Annotated in this window: 10 protein-coding genes; 8 read left to right on the top strand and 2 right to left on the bottom strand. The window is 70.7% G+C overall.

Annotation, left to right across the window (positions count from 1 at the left end):
* The first annotated feature begins 7 nt into the window (after nt 1-7).
* The 7 genes from AC1DVI_RS10715 to AC1DVI_RS10685 all read left to right on the top strand — a co-directional run bounded on the left by AC1DVI_RS10715 (nt 8) and on the right by AC1DVI_RS10685 (nt 12,967).
* A complete protein-coding gene (locus AC1DVI_RS10715) occupies nt 8-490 on the top strand; it encodes a response regulator (RefSeq protein ID WP_149166307.1) in 483 nt (160 codons plus the stop codon).
* A gap of 16 nt (nt 491-506) precedes the next feature.
* Nucleotides 507-3,419, top strand: coding sequence for a PAS domain S-box protein (locus AC1DVI_RS10710; protein WP_476957950.1), 2,913 nt, complete (start codon nt 507-509; stop codon nt 3,417-3,419).
* A gap of 67 nt (nt 3,420-3,486) precedes the next feature.
* A complete protein-coding gene (ptsP, locus tag AC1DVI_RS10705) occupies nt 3,487-6,009 on the top strand; it encodes a phosphoenolpyruvate--protein phosphotransferase (RefSeq protein WP_476957949.1) in 2,523 nt (840 codons plus the stop codon).
* On the top strand, nt 6,006-6,962 hold the full coding sequence (pfkB, locus tag AC1DVI_RS10700; RefSeq protein ID WP_476957948.1) for a 1-phosphofructokinase: 957 nt from the start codon (nt 6,006-6,008) through the stop codon (nt 6,960-6,962). The genes ptsP and pfkB overlap by 4 nt, the downstream gene beginning before the upstream one ends.
* Before the next feature lie 26 nt (nt 6,963-6,988).
* Entirely contained in the window at nt 6,989-8,821 is a 1,833-nt protein-coding gene (locus AC1DVI_RS10695; protein ID WP_476957947.1) for a PTS fructose-like transporter subunit IIB, read from the top strand.
* Between the two features lie 170 nt (nt 8,822-8,991).
* The gene (locus tag AC1DVI_RS10690) at nt 8,992-11,322 is read left to right on the top strand and encodes an ATP-binding protein (RefSeq protein WP_476957946.1); all 2,331 of its coding nucleotides are present in this window, start codon (nt 8,992-8,994) and stop codon (nt 11,320-11,322) included.
* 100 nt (nt 11,323-11,422) lie between these two features.
* Nucleotides 11,423-12,967, top strand: coding sequence for a tetratricopeptide repeat protein (locus AC1DVI_RS10685; protein ID WP_476957945.1), 1,545 nt, complete (start codon nt 11,423-11,425; stop codon nt 12,965-12,967).
* On the opposite strand, the gene AC1DVI_RS10680 is transcribed toward AC1DVI_RS10685, so the two are convergent.
* Nucleotides 12,922-15,222 (bottom strand): TonB-dependent receptor, encoded by a 2,301-nt coding sequence (locus tag AC1DVI_RS10680; RefSeq protein ID WP_476957944.1) that lies wholly within the window; start codon nt 15,220-15,222, stop codon nt 12,922-12,924. The two genes, AC1DVI_RS10685 and AC1DVI_RS10680, sit on opposite strands and share 46 nt — an antisense overlap.
* A gap of 143 nt (nt 15,223-15,365) precedes the next feature.
* Complete coding sequence (locus tag AC1DVI_RS10675; protein WP_476957943.1) at nt 15,366-16,334, bottom strand: FecR family protein; 969 nt, start codon at nt 16,332-16,334, stop codon at nt 15,366-15,368.
* 307 nt (nt 16,335-16,641) lie between these two features.
* On the opposite strand from AC1DVI_RS10675, the gene AC1DVI_RS10670 reads away from it, so the two are divergent.
* Nucleotides 16,642-17,256, top strand: coding sequence for an RNA polymerase sigma factor (locus AC1DVI_RS10670; protein ID WP_476957942.1), 615 nt, complete (start codon nt 16,642-16,644; stop codon nt 17,254-17,256).
* The last annotated feature ends 199 nt before the right edge of the window (nt 17,257-17,455 follow it).

Below are 17,455 nucleotides of genomic sequence, written 5' to 3'. Positions count from 1 at the left end.
CTGAAACATGAGTGACCTGAAACCCATCCTGCTGGTCGAAGACAACCCGCGGGACCTGGAGCTGACCCTGGCGGCGCTGGAGAAATGCCAGCTCGCCAACGACGTGATCGTCGCCCGCGACGGCGAGGAGGCGTTGCGGATGCTGACCCGCCGCGATCCGGAGACGGGGCAGCCGACCCAGCTTCCCGCCGTCGTCCTGCTCGACCTCAAGCTGCCGAAGATCGACGGGCTGGAGGTGCTGGAGCGGGTGAAGAGCGATCCGGAGACCCGGCACGTTCCCATCGTGATGCTCACCGCGTCGCGCGAGGAAAGCGACCTCGTGCGCAGCTACAAGCTGGGGGTGAACGCCTTCGTGGTGAAGCCGGTGGACTTCAGGGCCTTCTTCCAGGCGATCCGCGACCTGGGCGCCTTCTGGGCGATCCTGAACGAACCCCCGGTCGGCTGCGCCCGCCGGCCGGCGGGAACCCCGCCCGCGGGAAAAGGCGCCTGAAGGAATGCCCGCCGGAATGCCAGCCGCCGTGACCATCCTGCATCTGGAAGACAGCCCGCTGGATTGTGAGCTGGCCTGCGCACGCCTGCGCAAGGCGGGGATTTCCTGCGACGTGACCCGCGTGGACACCCGCGCGGCCTTCGAGACGGCGCTGGTCAAGGCGGCGGTGGACGGGCGGCGCTTCGACCTGATCCTGGCCGACTTCTCCCTGCCCGATTTCGACGGGCTGGAGGCGCTGGGCATCGCCAAGGCCCGCGCTCCGGAAACCCCCTTCCTGTTCCTGTCCGGCCGCATGGGGGAGGAGACGGCGGTATCGGCGCTGAAGATGGGTGCCCGCGACTATGTGCTGAAGCAGCGGCTGGCCCATCTGCCCGCCGCGGTGGAGCGGGCGATCCTTGAGGCCCGCACCCTGGCCGAGCGGCGGCAGGCCGAGGAGAATCTGCGCCGCCTGCGGCAGGCCATCGACGACATCCGCGACTACGCCATCGTCACGCTGGACCTGGGCGGTCGCATCACCTCGTGGAACGAGGGCAGCCGCCGCCTTTTCGGGTACACCGAGGAGGAGGCGCTGGGCCATCCGCTCTCCCTGCTCTTCGCGCCGGAGGAACGCGGCGCGGAGAACATCCGCAGCCTGCTGGCCGGGGTGGCGGAGAAGGAGCGCTGCGAGGTCGAATGGATCCACGCGGCGCGGGACGGGCGGCGCTTCTTCGGCTCCACCGTGCTGACCGTGGCGCGCGACGCCACGGGCGCGCCGGCCGCCTATTCGGTGGTGGTCCGCGACATCACCGACCGCCGCGCTTCGGAAATCGCGCTGCGCGACAGCGAGGCCAAGTTCCGCGCCATTGCGGAAAGCATGCCGCAGCTCGTCTGGTCGGCCCCGCCGGACGGCTTGCCCGATTACTACAACCTGCATTGGTTCGCCTACACCGGCACCCGGCCGGAGGCGATGACCGGCACGGCCTGGGTGGAGGTGGTTCATCCGGACGACCGGGCGCGGACCGCCGCCCTGTGGACCACCGCGGTGCGGTCGGGCGATTTCTACGAGGTCGAGTACCGGCTGCGCGAGGCCGGGGGCCGGTACCGCTGGTTCCTCGGGCGGGCGGTGCCGCTGCGCGATGGGGACGGGCGGATCACCCGCTGGTTCGGCACCTGCACCGACATCGACGACGCGGTGAAGGCCCGCGCCGCCCAGGCCGATGCCCGCGAGGATCTGGAACGGCAGGTGGCCGAGCGCACGGCGGAACTGGTGGCCGCCAATCGGCGGCTGCTGGGCGAGGTGGCGGAGCGGCAGCGCGCCCAGGCCGACCTCAGCGCGCTCTACGCCAAGACGCCGGTGCCGCTGCATTCGCTGGACGCCGAGGGGCGGCTGCTGAGCGTCAGCGACCGCTGGCTGGAGTTCATGGGTTACGAGAGCCGGGGCCAGGTGCTCGGCCGCAACATCACGGAGTTCATGCCGCCGGACGTCGTGCGCGAGCACCGGGAGCACCACTGGCCGGAGCTGCTGCGGCTCGGCGCGTTCCAGGACATGCCCTACCGGCTGGTCAAGCGGTCGGGGGAAGTCGCCGACGTGCTGGTTTCCGCCCGGATCGAGCGGGACGGGCGGGGGGGCTTCCTGCGCACCATGGCCGCCGTGGTCGACGTCTCCGCCCGCCTGCGCGCCGAGGCCGAGCGCGAGCGGGCGGAGGAGGCGCTGCGCCATTCCCAGAAGATGGACGCGCTCGGTCAGCTCACCGGCGGCATCGCCCACGACTTCAACAACCTTCTGACGGCGATCTCCGGGAACCTTGACCTCCTGCTGTCGCGGCTGGACACGGCGGAGCGGGCGGACCTGCGCGACTACGCCGCCCACGCCAAGGTCGGGGCGACCCGCGCCGCCGGGCTGACGCAGCGTCTTCTCGCCTTCGCCCGGCGGCAGCCGCTGCGCCCCGACGCGACGAAGCCCTGCGTGCTGGTCGAGGGGATGGAGGACCTGCTGCGCCGCACGGTGGGCGAACAAGTGTCCATCGCGACCGACTGCCCGCCGGACGTCTGGGCGGCCTGGTGCGATTCCAACCAGCTGGAGATCGCGCTGCTGAATCTGGTGGTGAACGCCCGCGACGCCATGCCGGACGGCGGGCGCATCACCATCACCGCCGGCAACGCCCATCTGACGACGGCCGACGTGGCCGGCGACGTCTCCGGCGCGGCGCCCGGCGATTATGTGGTCCTGACCGTCACCGACACCGGCATGGGCATGCCGCCCGACATCATCAAGCGCGCCTTCGACCCCTTCTTCACCACCAAGCCGATCGGGCAGGGGACCGGGCTCGGGCTGTCGCAGGTCTATGGCTTCGTCAGCCAGTCCCACGGGCTGGTGCGCATCGACAGCGAGGCCGGGCGGGGCACCGCCGTGCGCCTCTACCTGCCGCGTTGCGACGGGGAGGAGGGTGCAGGCCTGTTGCCGGGGGCCGCCGCGGCGCCCGCGACCAACAGCGCGGTGGACGGCGCAGTGAATGGCGCGGTGGACGGCACCGCCGGAACCGTGCTGCTCGTGGAGGACGAGGCGCTGGTTCGCATGGTCGCGGTGCAAGCGCTGGAGGACGCCGGGCTGGACGTCGTCGAGGCGTCGGACGGGACGGAGGCGCTGGAACTGCTGGACGGCGGCCTGCGCGCCGATCTGGTGGTCACCGACGTCGGGCTTCCCGGCATGAACGGGCGGCAGCTGGCCGAGGCGGTGCATGAGCGGCGGCCGGAGCTGGGGGTGCTGTTCATGACCGGCTACGCTTACGACGCCACGCTCGGCACCGGCATCCTGGAGCCGGGCTGCGAGGTGCTCCAGAAGCCCTTCGAGACCACGGCGCTGGTCGCCCGCGTCACCGGGATGCTGGCTCACACGCGGGGTGGCGGCGGCGCCATGCGCGACTCTGTCCCGGAACGCCGCTGCGAGTGACGCGTTATCCTCCTCTAAGGAGGAGTCCGGCCCCGCGCACGGACTCCGCGCGGGGGGAGGACGGGCGATGCTTCAGGTCTCCGAATCGCAGGTGCGCCTTGGGTTTGCGGCGCCGGACAAGACGGAGGCCATCCGCATCGCCGGGCGGGCGATGGTCGACAGCGGCCTGATCGACCCCGGCTACATCGACAGCATGCTGGGCCGCGAGGCGGTGTCCGGCACCTATCTCGGCAGCGGCATCGCCATTCCCCACGGGCTTCCCGACGCGCGCGATCTGGTGCGGCGGACCGGCGTGGTGGTCGTCCAGTTCCCCCAGGGCGTCGATTGGGGCGGCGGGGAGCCGGCGCGGCTGGTCGTCGGCATCGCCGCCAAGTCGGACGAACACATCGCCGTCCTGCAACGGCTGACCGGCGTGCTGGGCGACCCCGCGGAGGCCGCGCGGTTGGGCACAACCCGTGACCCGCACGCCATCATGGCCGTGCTCAACGGCGAAGCGCCCCCAGCACCCGCAACGGAGCCCGTCGCGGTTCCCATCGACGGGGACTCCATAGCGGTCACCGCCCCGTCGCTCCACGGGCTGCACGCCCGTCCGGCGACGGCGCTGGTCGAGGTCGCCAAGCGCTTCCGTGCGGAGATCGCCGTCCGGCACGACGGCACCACGGCCAACGCCAAGAGCCTGATTTCCCTGCTGCGGCTCGGCGCGTCGGGCGGCCAGCCGCTGACCATCACCGCGTCGGGCGAGGACGCCGCGGCGGCGCTCCAGGCCATCCGCGCAGCGTTCGAAGCGGGGCTGGACGAGCCTGTCTCCACGGCGACACCCGCGGAGGAGCCGGCCCCACGGGCCGCGCCGGCCGACCTCGGCCCAGTTGAACTCGACTACGACGGGCGGGTGATCGCCGGCATCTCCGCCTCCCCCGGCGTCTCCACCGGCCCGGTCTGGAAGTTCCAGCGGGAGGAGCTGACGGTCGCCGAAACCGCCCCCGATCCCGCGGCCCAGCACCGCCGGCTGGATCAGGCGCTCGCCGCCGCCGCCGCCGACCTGCGCAACCTGCACGAGGCGTTCTGGAAGAAGGCCGGCGCCGCCAAGGCGGCCATCTTCAAGGCGCATCAGGAGCTTCTCGACGATCCGGAGATGGTCGTCGAGGCCCACGCCCTGATCGACCGGGGCAAGAGCGCCGGCTGGGCGTGGCGCGCGGTCTACGAGGAGCGCGCCGGCACGCTGTCCCAGCTCGCCGACCCGCTGCTGGCCGGGCGGGCCGCCGACCTCAGCGATGTCGGGCGCCGGGTGCTGCGCCTGCTCGCCACGGTGACGGAAACCATGGCGGCCCTGCCGGATCACCCCGTCATCCTGCTGGCCGAGGATCTGGAGCCGTCCGACACGGCGAAGCTCGACCCGGCCAAGGTGCTGGGGCTGTGCACGGCGGGGGGCGGCGCCACCTCCCACACGGCGATCATCGCGCGTTCGCTGGACATTCCCGCGGTGGTCGCCGCCGGACCGTCGGTGCTGGACCTGGAGAACGGGCGGGCGGCGATCCTCGACGGCGACGGCGGCGTTCTGGTCGCCGACCCCAGCGAGCGCGACCGCGGCCGCGCCGCCGAGGCCCGCATCAAGGTGGGCGAGCGGCGGGAGGCCGAGCGGCTCGACCGCTACAAGCCGGCCATCACCACGGACGGACGGCGCGTTGAGGTCGCCGCCAACATCTCAGACCCGGCGGAGGCCGTTCAGGCCGTGGAGGCGGGCGGTGAGGGCGTCGGGCTGATGCGCACGGAGTTCCTGTTCCTGCAGCGCGACCTGCCGCCGGACGAGGAGGAGCAGTTCGCCGCCTACCGGACCATGGTGCGGGCGATGAACGGGTTGCCGATCATCCTGCGCACGCTGGACATCGGCGGCGACAAGAACGTCCCCTATCTGCGCATGCCGGCGGAGGGCAACCCCTTCCTGGGCGTGCGCGGCATCCGCCTGTGCTTCGAGCGGGAGGACCTGTTCCGCACCCAGCTCCGCGCCATGCTGCGCGCGTCGGTGGAGGGGCCGGTGCGCATCATGTACCCGATGATCGCCGCACCCGCCGAGCTGGAGCGCGCCAAGGCGATCACCGAGGCGGTGCGGCGGGAGCTGGACGTGCCGCCGGTCGAGCTTGGCATCATGATCGAGGTGCCGTCCGCCGTGATGATGGCCGACCGGCTGGCCCGGGAGGTGTCCTTCTTCTCCATCGGCACCAACGATCTGACGCAGTATGTGCTGGCGATGGACCGGCTGCACCCGGTTCTGGCCCCGCAGGCCGACGGGCTGCACCCCGCCGTCCTGCGCATGGTGGAGCGCACCGTGGACGCCGCCCGCCGCGCCGGAATCTGGGTCGGCGCCTGCGGCGGCGTGGCCGGCGACCCGGCGGGGGCGGTGCTGCTGTCCGGCCTGGGGGTTACGGAGCTGAGCGTGGCGATCCCCGCCGTTCCCTCCGTCAAGGCGCGGCTGCGCGCCATCGCCATGGCCGACGCCGAGCGCACCGCCCGCGAGGCGCTGGACTGCGCCGACGCGGCGGAGGTAAGAGCGTTGGTCCGCCAACGTTTCGCCGACGCCGGGGGTGTATCATGAGCCCGCAGCCCACCCCACGTCCCGGCGTCGTCACCGTGACGCTGAACGCCGCCATCGACCAGACGCTGGACGTACCGGGCTTTGCCGCCGGGGCGGTCAACCGGGCGGTCGCCGAGACGCGGACCGCCGGCGGCAAGGGCATCAACGTCGCCGCCTTCCTGGCGGGCGGTGACACTCCCGTCACCGCCACCGGCTTCCTCGGTGAGGAGAACACCGCGGTCTTCGACGCGCTGTTCCGCCGCCGCGGCATCCGCGACCGCTGCCTGCGCTTGGCCGGCCGCAGCCGGGTGAACATCAAGCTGGTGGACCGCGAGGGCCGCTCCGTCACCGACATCAACCTGCCGGGCCTGTATGTTCCGGCGGAAAGCTGGCGGGGGCTGCTGACCGTGGTGAACGATCTCGCCGCCGCCAACCGGACTTTCGTCCTGTCGGGCAGCGTCCCCATGGGCGTGCCGGACACCGCCTACGCCGAGATGGTCACCGCCCTGCACCGGCGCGGCGCCTTCGTGGTGGTGGACGCCAGCGGCCCGCCGCTGCGCCACGCCGTGGCCGCCCGCCCCGACATGGTGAAGCCGAACGCGGCGGAACTGGCGGAACTGCTGGGCCGCCCCCTGACGGATCGGGCCGAGGTGGTACGCGCCGCCCGCGAGTTGTCGGAGACGGGCATCGCGCTCGTCGTCGTGTCGCTGGGCGCCGAAGGGGCGGTCTTCGTGGAAGGCGGCCGCGCCCTGCTCGCCGTGCCGCCGCCCGTGGAGGTCGCCAGCACGGTCGGCGCCGGGGACGCCATGGTCGCCGGAGTCGTCGCCGCCCGGCTGGAGGGCATGGGATTGGAGGACTGCGCGCGGCGCGGCACCGCCTTCGCCGCCGGCACGCTGTCCCGCCTCGGCCCCGAACTGCCGCCGCCGGAGCGGCTCGCCGAGCTGATGCGGGCCGTTCGGGTGGAAGAACTCTAAGGGTTTCAGCGCCGGAGGGGATCGCGATGGCAAAGCTCGTGGCTGTGACCGCCTGCCCGACGGGGATCGCCCACACCGTCATGGCGGCCGAGGCGCTGCGCCGCACCGCCGCGCTGATGGGGCATGGCATCGCGGTGGAGACCCAGGGGTCGAACGGCGTGCAGACGCCACTGTCCGCCGCCGATATCGCGGCGGCCGACGCGGTGATCCTGGCCACCGACATCGCGGTGGACGATTCCCGCTTCGCCGGCAAGCCGATCCTGCGCACCTCCACCGCTGCCGCCATCCGCGACACCAAGTCGGTGATCGGCAACGCCTTGGGGCATGTCCCCGACACATCGCCCGCTCCGATCCCGGTTCCTCCCAAACCGACCCCTACGGTGGTGCGCAGCCCCGGCCTTCTGGTCGCCATCACCGCCTGCCCGACGGGGATCGCCCACACCTTCATGGCGGCGGAGGCGCTGAAGCAGGCCGCCCAGGCCAAGGGCTACCGCATCAAGGTCGAGACCCAGGGCTCGGTCGGCGCGAAGAACGCGCTGACGGAGGAGGAGATCGCCGAGGCAGAAGCCGTGATCATCGGCGCCGACACCCACGTCGCCACCGACCGCTTCGCCGGCAAGCGCCTGCTGAAGACCTCGGTGGGGGAGGCGCTGAAACAGCCCGCCCGCGTGATCGACGAGGCGCTCGCCCTGCCGGTCCCGACCACCACGGGGAACGCCGCCGCTCCCGCCTACGCCGACGCGGTGTCGGGCGCCAAGGCGCGGCAGAAGGAGGCGCAGTCTGGACTCTACAAGCATCTGCTGACCGGCGTGTCCTTCATGCTGCCCCTCGTGGTGGCCGGCGGACTGATCATCGCCTTGTCCTTCGTCTTCGGCATCGAGGCCTTCAAGGAGCCGGGAACCCTGCCGGCGGCGCTGATGCAGATCGGCGGGGAGGCGGCTTTTGGGCTGATGGTGCCGGTGCTGGCGGGCTACATCGCCTACTCCATCGCCGACCGGCCCGGCCTCGCCCCTGGTTTCATCGGCGGAATGCTGGCCGCGAAGATCGGCGCCGGCTTCCTCGGCGGCATCGTGGCGGGGTTCCTGGCCGGCTACATCGCCCGCTGGCTGCGCGACACCATCCGGCTGCCCCAGAATCTGGAAGGGCTGAAGCCGGTGCTGATCATCCCGCTCTTGGGCACGCTGGCGGTCGGCTTGCTGATGATCTACGTCGTCGGCACACCGGTCGCCGCGATCATGAACGGGCTGACGGCCTTCCTCCAGGGCATGACCGGCGCCAACGCGGTGGCGCTCGGCGCGCTGCTCGGTGCCATGATGGCGCTGGACATGGGAGGGCCGGTCAACAAGGCGGCCTACACCTTCGCGGTGGGGCTTCTGGCCTCCAGCACCTACACGCCGATGGCCGCGGTGATGGCGGCGGGCATGACGCCGCCGCTCGGGCTGGCGCTCGCCACCATGGTCGTGCCCAGCCGCTTCACGCTGCAGGAGCGCGAAGCCGGCAAGGCCGCGGGCGTGCTCGGCCTCGCCTTCATCACGGAAGGAGCGATTCCCTTCGCCGCCAAGGACCCGCTGCGCGTCATCCCCGCGGCCATGGCCGGCTCGGCGGTGGCCGGCGCCCTGTCGATGTGGTTCGGCTGCGGCCTGCGGGCGCCGCACGGCGGCGTCTTCGTGTTGGCGATCCCCAACGCGGTGGCTCCGCTCGGCCCCTACATCCTGGCCATCGTCGCCGGGACCATCGTCACCACGCTGGCCCTGATGATCCTGAAGCGCCGCGTGGAGGCGGACCCGGCCGCAGGGCCAACGCTCGACACGGCGGCGTCAACCTCGACCAGCCCCGCGCCCAGCGGGGCGGCGCGCTGATGACCTGAAACCGCCACACCCGCTGATTGTCGGTTCTACCGCAAATTAGTTTTAATTTTCGCCAAAATTGAAAGAACTCGACAACTCCAGAGTGCTATCGCTAGCTTTGCGATGTTCCGCCGCCGGCCTGTTCCGCAGCCCCTCGGAGGAACGGCAGCCGGCGGAGCGTGATGAGGATCTCGTATCGCATAGCGACGGTGGGGGGAATCCCGGTGGTCATCGCGGCGCTGATCGCGGTGTCCGCCTGGATATTGCTCGAACGCGCCGGTCGGTCGCGCGAGGCCGCGGTCCTGGCCGGCACCGTCTACCGCGAGATGATCGCCGCCACCGCGGCCCGCAACGACTTCATCCACTCCGCCCCCGAAGGCCGCCTTCCCCATGAAGTCACCTTCCGCCGCGCCACCCACGGCGCACGGGCGGCGCTGGACGCGCTGGGCGGGCTGGCGGACCAGGGCATCCAGGCCGACGCCGTGGAGACCGCCCGCCATGCGTCAGACCGTCACGCCGCCCGGCTGGAGGAACTGGTCGACGCGATCGCCTTCAGCGACGCCCGCGCCCGCGGCATGGCGGAGCAGGAGGCGCGCCTGCTCGCCCTGGCCGAACAGGCACGCCAGCGGCAGCACGCCGCCAACACCACACTCGTCGCCTCCCTGGCCGAGGTCGACCGGCAGATGCGCGACAGCCGCGACCTGGTGTACGGTCTGCACGCGTTGCGGGAAGCGATGCTGAACACCCGTCTGGCCGCCAAGGACGAGGCGGCCGTCGCCGAATTGTCCGGCTCGCCAGCCGATTCACCGCCGAGGTCCAGAGGCTTGGCCCGGTGGCTGGACCAGGTGGAGCGAACCGCCGACAGCCTTGCCGCGTCGCTCGCCGCCGCCGGCGCTGATGGGACGGCGGTGGCCGAGCTGACGCGTTTGCGGGCCGAACGGCTGGACCGAAGGACGCTTTCGGAGTTGGCGCCGCGCTATGACGCGCTCGTCGAGCGGGTGCTGAAAGCCGCGGACACCGGCTACAGCGCCGTTCAGGCCGAGGTGGCGGAGCTTCTGCGCCACACCGTGTCGGCCCACGCCATCGAGCAGGAGACCCAGACGCTCGCCATGACCGCCCTGACGCTCAGCGGACGGACCCTGAGGGCGCTGGAGCGGCGCGACACGCGGGGCCTGCGCGACGTTGCCGCCGAGAGCGGGCGGCTGCGCGACCGGGTGGCCGGGCTGCCCATCTCCCCGCTGATCCAGGACGAGATGCTGGCCGCCATCACCGCCTGGCGCGACGGGCTGGAGCGCGCCACCGACGGGCTGGCCCGCCAGAACGGCGCCATCGCCGCGATGGACATGGATGCCGCCGCGGTGATGAACACCGCCCGCCGTCTGAACGACCTGTTCCAGGACAGCGCGGTGCGCAGCGCCGACCTGCTGCGCTCCACCCTGCTCATCGGGGCGACCGTCGGCCTGTTGTTCGCCGTCGGGGCGGCGCTCCTGGTGGCCGGCGGGATCACCCGGCCCCTGCGCCGTCTTCAGTGCGCCACCCAGCGGCTGGCCCGCAACCCGCGCGACGGGCGGGTGACCGACCTGGAGCGGAGGGACGAGTTGGGTGACATGGCCCGCGCCGTCCATCACTTCGCCGCCGAGATCAACCGCCGCGAGGACGAGTTGCGCCGTGCCAAGGAGCAGGCGGACTCCACCCTGGCGGAGTTGCGGCGGACCCAGGCCCATCTGGTGCAGGCGGAGAAGCTGGCCGCGCTGGGGCAGGTGGTGGCCGGCGTGGCGCACGAGATCAACACGCCGCTCGGCATCACGCTCACCACCTCCACCCTGATTCGCGAGAAGGTGCCGAAGATGAAGCGCCTTCTCGATTCCGGCCAGTTGCGCCGCCGCGAGCTGGAGCGTTTTCTGACCGACATGGGCGACGTGTCCGAGCTGCTGGTCAACAACACCGTCCGCGCGGCGGAACTGGTGCAGCGCTTCAAGGAGCTGGCGGTGGACCCGGCGGACGAGAAGCGCCGGCGCTTCGACCTTCGCCTTTGCCTGATGCAGGCGGTGGAGGCGCTGGGAGCCTTCTGGGAACCGGCGGAACACCGGGTCGTCGTGGACTGCCCGCCGGGACTGATGATGGACGGCTACCCGCAGGCAATCGCGCAAATCGTCTCGCACCTGTTGCTGAACGCGGTCAACCACGGCTTCTCGGGCGGGGAGGCGGCGGATGGGAATGGGCGGTGCGGCACCGTGACGGTCCGTGCTTGCAAGGCCGCGGCGGATGTCGTGGAACTGGTCGTCGCCGACGACGGGCGAGGCATCCCGGTGGAGCTTCGGGCGCGGATCTTCGACCCCTTCTTCACCACGCGCCGCGACCGTGGACACGCCGGGCTCGGCCTGCACATCGTCCACAACGCGGTCAGCCAGCTCGGCGGCACCATCAGCTTGGAGGAGGGAGAGGCGGGGGCGGACGGGGCGCGCTTCGTCATCCGCCTGCCTCCCGCCACGCCGGAGAAGGAGGGCGCGTGACGCAGGCGGACGCTTGCGCGCCGCGCCGGTTCCGGTTTACTGCAAGACGGGTCCGTTCGACGATTTCCCGTTTGACGGTTTCGGCGCGGGGTGTGGGGGCATGGCGACGATCGAGGAAGCCTACGCGGTCGCCATCGACCACCATCAGGCCGGGCGGCTGGACGAGGCGGCGATCATCTACCAGCGCATCCTGGACGCCGATCCGGAGCAGGCCCACGCCTCGCACCTGCTGGGCATCGTCGCCGGGCAGCGGGGCCGGCATGCCGAAGCCGTCGCGCTGATCGGCGCCGCGGTGGCGCGGGACGGGCTGAACACCGACTTCCTCGGGAATCTGGGCGCGGCGTTGAAGGCCGCCGGTCGGTATGATGAGGCCATCCGTCATTTCGCCCGCGCCCTGGCGCTGGAACCGGCGGCGCGCGGCGTTCCGGGCAATCTCGGCTCCGCCCTGGCCGCCGATGGCCGGATCGGCGCGGCCGTGCCCTGGCTGGGGCGCGCCGCCGCCCTCGACCCGGCGCATTTCGAGACGCTCCTGAACCTGGGCATCGCGTTGCGCGACGCGGGCCGGTTCGACGAGGCGGAAACGGCGCTGGAAACCGCCAAATCCCTGCGCCCGGACCATCCGCACCCGGTCTGCGAGCTGGCGGTGCTGAAGCTGGCGCTCGGCGATTTCGAAAGGGGGCTGGCGCTTTACGAACGGCGCTGGGACTACACCGGCCAATCCGCGGCGGTGTCCGGCAAGCCGGTGTGGCGGGGCGAGGACATCGCCGGCAAAATCATCCTCCTCTATTACGAGCAGGGCCTGGGCGACACCCTGCAATTCGTCCGCTACGCGCCACTGCTGGCCGACCGCGGCGCGCGGGTGCTGCTGATCGTCCAACCGGAGTTGCACCGCCTTCTGGCCTCGGTGCGGGGCATCGACCGTCTAGCCACCTACGACGACGCGGCGGGACTGCCGGATTTCGACCTGTGCTGCCCGCTGATGAGCCTGCCCTTCGCCTTCCGCACGCGCATCGACGGGATACCCTCCGGCACCCCCTACATCACGCCGCCTCCCGATCTGGTGGCGGGCTGGGCGGAGCGGCTCGGCTGGAACCGGACCGGAGAATTCGCCGGAAAGCGCCCGTTGCGCGTGGGATTCGTCTGGTCGGGCAACCCGCGGCGCCACGACCCCACCTCCCACGCGATGGACCGCCGCCGCAGCGTGCCCTTCGCGCTGATGGAGCCGCTGCTGTCGGTGCCGGGGATCGCGGCGGTCAGCCTCCAGGTCGGGGACGCGGCGGAGCGGGCGCGGACGGCCGTCGCAGCGGGCCGGCTCGCCGACCCCATGGCGGGCGTGACCGACTTCGCCGACACCGCGGCCATCGCGGCGCATCTCGACCTCGTCATCACCGTGGACACGTCGGTCGCCCACCTCGCGGCGGCGATCGGGCGCCCGGTGTGGATGCTGTCGCGCTCCGACGCCTGCTGGCGCTGGTTCCGCGGGCGCGACGACAGCCCCTGGTACCCGACCATGCGCCTCTACCGGCAGGAGTCGCCCGGCGACTGGGGGCCGGTCATGGCACGCGTGGGCCATGACCTTGCCGCAGCCGCGGCGCGGAATCAGAACTGTGCCGAGGCGCTCAGCAGGAAGGCCCGGCCCGGCTGATAGAGCGGGGTGACGGTGCCGAACTCCTGCCCGTAGGTGGCGCGGTCGGCGTAGGTCTCGTCGAAGAGGTTGCGGACGTCGAGGCGCAACGCCAGGTTGGCGTGCTCAGGCAGCCGGTGCTCCACGAACAGATTGGCCGTCTGATAGCCCTTCAGTGGTTGCTGCCCGGCCTGGACCTTGTCGTAGTCGAGCACGAACTCCACCTCGGCGCCCAGGGTCAGGTTCCAGGATTGCACGGTGTGGGCGCCGCCGACGGTGAAGACCTGCCCGATCGGCGTGGCGAGGTAGGTGCCGGTGTCGGAATCCGCGGGCAGCCCGTCGATCGTCACGTCGATGTCGGCGTATTTGGCGCGGATGAAGCCGTTCGTCCAGGCGTAGCCGAGACCCAGCTCATAGCCTTCCGACCGCACGTCGCGAGCGAGGTTGGCGCTCGTGGCGGCGAAGCGCGCGGCGCGGGCGTCGTCCAGCTTGGTGCGGAAGATCCGGCCTTCCGCGGTGAAGCCTTCGTAGCGGGCCTCCAGACCGGCCGTGCTGTTGTAGGCCGTCACCGGGCGCGGACCGGCGCCGTAGTTCCAGGCCGGGTTCATGATGTAGTTCTCGGCCAGTTGGATGCCGCCCCAGCCGCGGGACACCCCGGCCTTGGCGGTCAGGTAGCGGGGAAGCAGGTCGAACTCGCCCGAGATGTTGTGGCTGAGGCCGTGGTTGGTCCATTCCCGTCCGGTCGTCCCTTCGAAGGTCTGACGGTCGCCGCGCAGGCCGAAGGACAGGCGCAGCCGCTCCATGGGCTCCAGCCGGGCCTGACCGTACAGGCCGTTGTTGCGCGCCCTCTCGGTCGCGGACATCGTCCGGTCCCGGTAGTTGGCGCGGTCCACGTAGAAGTCGGTGCCCGTCGTGACGGTGCCGATCCGGAAGCCGAAGCTGTTTTCCAACTTGCCGTTGAAGGAGCTGGTCGCCCCCTTGCCCGGATAGCTCCCCGGCACGGTGCTGCTGCCGACGGGGCGGGTGAAGATCGGCGTCTCCACGTCGGTGCGGCCATAGGCCAACACCAGCTTGGGGTTCCACAGCTCCGTCGGCAGGGCGTCGGTGTAGGTGAAGACCATGTTCTGGCGGTCGAGCGAATAGTCGCGCACGCGCGGCTCCCAGGCCGGGCGCCCGGCCAGCGACCCGATGTTCGCGCGGAAGGGCCGCGGCGCGTCGTCGTAGACCCGCTCGTAGCTGGCCTGGAAGCGGTGGCCGCTCTCCGTCTGCACCGCCGCCTTGCCGAGGCCGCTGACCAGGTCCGTCTCGGTGCCGTCCACCTTGCGTCCGTTGCCCGCGGTGTATTTGCCGCCCTTGCCGTAGGTCACGGTGCCCAGTGCCTCCAGCCCCTGGTGGCGTCCGAAGCCGGCGAGGTTGGTGGTCAGGCCGGAGCCGTTGGTGTTGAAGGTGGTCTTGCCGAAGGCGCCGACGCCGTCGCTCGCCAGGAAGTCGCTGGCGTCCTTCGTCTCGTAGGCGATGGAACCGGCGAGCGCGCCCGGCCCGGCGTCGGCGGGGGCGACGCCGGCGTCCACCCGCGCCACCTTCAGCAGCGCCGGGTCGATCAGCGTGGTGCCGTTGTGGTGGAAGACCTTGTTGTTCTGGCGGCTGCCGTCGATGGTGACGGCCAGATTGGTTTCCTCGACGCCGTTCACATAGACCTTCTGCGACATCGGCACGGAACTGCCCACGCGGATCGTCGGCTCACCGGAGAAGACGTCGCGGAGGTCTCTGGGATTCTTGCGCTCCAGATCCTCCCTGGTGATCGTGATGCTGCCGCTTCCGCTGCCGGCGCCGGTCGAGGCGGTGACCGACACCGGCGCCAGCATCGTGACGTCGCCGGTCGGGGCCGGAACCAGCGTCGCGGAGCCGGATCCGGTCATGCGGTAGCCGACGCCCGTCCCGGAGAGCAGCGTGTCGAGCGCCTGGGCGGGCGACATGCTGCCCGACACCGGGCGGGAGTTGCGCCCGGTGGACAGATCGGCGGAATAGCCGATCTGCCAGCCGGTCTGGCGCGCGAAGGCGTCGAGCGCCGCGGGCAGGGGCTGCGCCGGCAGCGCGAAGGCCATCGTCTGCGCGGCGCCCGCGGCCGGTGCGGGCTGCTGGGCCAGGGACGGGGAGGGGAGGGCCAGGAGACCGCCGAGCGCGGTGGTCGCCATCAGGGCCATGACCAGATGCCGGGCGGCGGTTCCCCGCGCGCATACCAAGAACTTGCCTGTCGAAACCGTCCGGCCTTCCATTCCTCACAACTCCCGTCTGCGCTGGTGGCGGGGGCGTGATGACCGGTGTACGGACTGTGCCCCCTCTTTTCGGCAGACGCACGGGGGTGTGGCGTCTCACAAAAAAAGACCTGCAAAAAGGACAAAGCCGATCGAAGCCGGGCTTATCGAAGCAGGATGATCCCGGCGGGAAGCTCGGTCACGCGGGCGCCCACCACATCGGCCAGCGAGCGGATCGCACCGGCAGGGTCGTCCAACCGGTAGTTTCCGCTGACCCGCGTGCCAGCCAGCCGGTCGCCGATCAGAATGACCGGTGCGGGGTGGTAGCGCCGGATGGTGTCGACGACCGCGGCAAAAGGCTGGTCGTGGAACACGTAACGCCCGTCCTTCCAGGCCAGTGCGACCGCCGGATCGGGGCGGGCGGGTGCCGAGAGACCGTCCGCAGTCGCCGTTACCCCGTCGCCCGGAACGAGGGCCACCGTCTGGCCCGGCGGCTCCCGCCGGCTGACCGACACCCGTCCGCGCTCCAGGAAGACGGTGTCCTGCCCGCCGACCGATTGCACGGTGAAGGCGGTGCCGGTCACCTCCACCTCGCCGAAGCCGGCGGTGACGCGGAAGGGGCGGGCGGTGTCGCTGACCACGTCGAAATAAGCCTGCCCGCGCAGCAGCCGGACATGACGCCGTCCGTCCGCGAAATCGAGCGCGACCGCCGAATCGGTGTCCAGGATCAGCCGCGACCGGTCGGGCAGGGTGATCTCCCGCCGCTCTCCGGTGGCGGTGCGCTGGTCGGCGGTCAGACGGAGCGTCAGCGTCGGTTGGAGATGAACGCCGATGGCCAGCAGCAGCGCGGCGGCGGCCAGCGAGGTTCGCCATCCGCCCCACCATGACCGCCGCATCGTCGCGGAACGGGCGACGGCCGACCGACTGGAGGAGCCGGCTGGAGACATCGTCGTTTGCAGCTGTTGAGCGTGCGTCGCCGCCTGCAATTCGGGCATGGTCCCAAGCGTCGACAGACGGTCAAACGCCGCGGCATGGCGCGGGTCGCGGTTCCGCCATGCCTGATAGGCGGCGTCGGTGTCCGGATCGGCGGGCGCGTCGAGAAGCGTCACGAACCAGGTGAGCGCCTCGTCCATGATCGGGTCCGCATGCCGATAGGCCCTGGCATCCTGTCGACCGTCCGCCTCGTCCTTCTCCACGCTGGTCTTCCACTCTTCCTGTGACCGGACACACGTACAGTTGAGACGTTTCAGCGCTCAAGGGATCACAATCCGCGCATCTCGGATCCAAAAATCTCAGCCCACAGATGTGATCGCTCGCGCCTTCGTCCAACTGGCTTGACATTTCAAATTGAGAATCATTATCAATTTCAACAATGCAAGGCCGCCGATGTCGCACCGACCGCGGCGATGCCTCACCGCTGCCGTGACCGACAGGGCTATCATGTCCGCAAGCCTGATTGCGATCTATCTCGATCACCGCCGCTCGCTGTTCGGATGCGCGATGAGGATCGTGCGCGATCTTCAGGTCGCCGAGGATCTGCTGCAGGAAAGCTACCTGCGGGCCTGCAAGGCCGTGGAGAAGGGACCCATCGACAACATCGGAGCCTTCCTCCACCGGACGGTCCACAATCTCGCGCTGGACCATCTCCGGCGCTGCCGGACCCAGGAACGGTTCGAGGCCGGTCCGGCGGACACCGTCGAGGCACTGCGCATCGCCGCGGAAATCCCTTCGGCGGAGGAGCGCCTGCTGCACCGTGAACGGCTGTCGTGCTTCATGGACGCGCTGGACCGATTGCCGGCGCGGGCTCGTCAGGTGTGGCTTCTGAACCGGGTCGAAGGCATGTCCTATCCTCAAATCGCCGTCCTTCTCGGCGTGTCGCAGGGAACGGTCTTCAACGACATGAAACTGGCCATGGGCCATTTTGTGGACGCCATGGCCCGCGCCGACCGGGCGGAACCGGCCGCCCGCCGGGTCGTCGTAGGCGCGGATTCGTCTTTCCCTGGTTCGCAGGAAGGGGCGGGCCGACCCCCGCATGACGAAGAGCAAACGCAGTGAGACGATGTTGGATGTATGCTGCAATTGCATGTGATTGGAGAGGCATAAAAACTCCATAAGGCGTCTTATGGAAAATATGCAGTGTCTTAGATTTTTCCCATACGGACGGCTCAGTGCCTTGGGCAGGAAACCCTCGTCAGCGCAACCGGTACAGATTCCTCTTTGCCGCAAGAGATCGGCATAGCGATGAGCGTGCCGA

The sequence above is a fragment of the Azospirillum sp. P4_B5 genome (genome assembly GCF_056402275.1).
The sequence above is the reverse complement of the archived record's forward strand: the minus strand, read 5'-3'. Positions and strand labels throughout refer to the sequence as shown.

Bases quoted from the DNA above. Each gene is read 5' to 3' on its own strand.
- AC1DVI_RS10710 (WP_476957950.1), top strand. From the start codon at position 507: ATGCCAGCCGCCGTGACCATCCTGCATCTGGAAGACAGCCCGCTGGAT.
- AC1DVI_RS10670 (WP_476957942.1), top strand. From the start codon at position 16,642: ATGTCCGCAAGCCTGATTGCGATCTATCTCGATCACCGCCGCTCGCTG.
- pfkB (WP_476957948.1), top strand. From the start codon at position 6,006: ATGAGCCCGCAGCCCACCCCACGTCCCGGCGTCGTCACCGTGACGCTG.
- AC1DVI_RS10680 (WP_476957944.1), bottom strand. From the start codon at position 15,222: ATGGAAGGCCGGACGGTTTCGACAGGCAAGTTCTTGGTATGCGCGCGG.
- AC1DVI_RS10685 (WP_476957945.1), top strand. From the start codon at position 11,423: ATGGCGACGATCGAGGAAGCCTACGCGGTCGCCATCGACCACCATCAG.
- AC1DVI_RS10715 (WP_149166307.1), top strand. From the start codon at position 8: ATGAGTGACCTGAAACCCATCCTGCTGGTCGAAGACAACCCGCGGGAC.
- AC1DVI_RS10690 (WP_476957946.1), top strand. From the start codon at position 8,992: ATGAGGATCTCGTATCGCATAGCGACGGTGGGGGGAATCCCGGTGGTC.
- AC1DVI_RS10695 (WP_476957947.1), top strand. From the start codon at position 6,989: ATGGCAAAGCTCGTGGCTGTGACCGCCTGCCCGACGGGGATCGCCCAC.
- AC1DVI_RS10675 (WP_476957943.1), bottom strand. From the start codon at position 16,334: ATGGACGAGGCGCTCACCTGGTTCGTGACGCTTCTCGACGCGCCCGCC.
- ptsP (WP_476957949.1), top strand. From the start codon at position 3,487: ATGCTTCAGGTCTCCGAATCGCAGGTGCGCCTTGGGTTTGCGGCGCCG.